This window comes from Pseudonocardia sp. SID8383 (assembly GCF_009864975.1).
Lineage (GTDB): Bacteria > Actinomycetota > Actinomycetes > Mycobacteriales > Pseudonocardiaceae > Pseudonocardia > Pseudonocardia alni.
The window spans coordinates 1-466 of record NZ_WWFY01000364.1 but is presented as its reverse complement, the minus strand read 5'-3'; the positions used below and the strand labels follow the sequence as shown (position 1 = coordinate 466).

Sequence of the window (466 nt, the reverse complement as noted above, 5' to 3'; positions counted from 1 at the left end):
CACCGGAGCCGGGCCCGGCCCGGATGCACCCCGACGACCTCGCGGCCCTCGCAGCGGCGGTGCGGGGGTGAGGCCCGGCGGCCGGCGACCGGGACGGCCGGGCTGCTGGAACTGACCACTACCTGGAGCTCGCGACCGGGGTGACGGTGCTGGTGCCGGCCCTGTTCGCCGTGCTCGCGCACGGCTGACCTCAGCCGCCCGGGACCGCCCCGGGACGGGTGGTGGCCCGCGGCGGTGTGCACACGGTGCCCGCCGCCGGCAGCGTGGTGTCGAGCAGCGTGGCCTCCACCGCGGCGTCGACACAGGGGTCGGTGCCGTACGAGCCGTGCCCGACACCCTCACGGGTCAGCAGGACCGCCCGGTCCAGGGTGTCGGCCGTCCGCTCCGCCCAGGTGTGGGGGGTGACCGGGTCGAGCCGGCCGCCGACCACCAGCGCCGGCGGCGCGCCCGCGCCGGTCAGCGGCGC

General features: G+C 79.2%; 2 protein-coding genes. Both read right to left on the bottom strand.

The annotated features are described in order from the left end of the window. Nucleotides 1-182, bottom strand: a 182-nt coding sequence (locus GTW08_RS31675) for a hypothetical protein (protein ID WP_237453666.1), incomplete at its 3' end; no start/stop codon positions are given. A gap of 8 nt (nt 183-190) precedes the next feature. After that, a partial coding sequence (locus tag GTW08_RS08710; protein ID WP_202416776.1) for an alpha/beta hydrolase occupies nt 191-466 on the bottom strand: 276 nt, incomplete at its 5' end.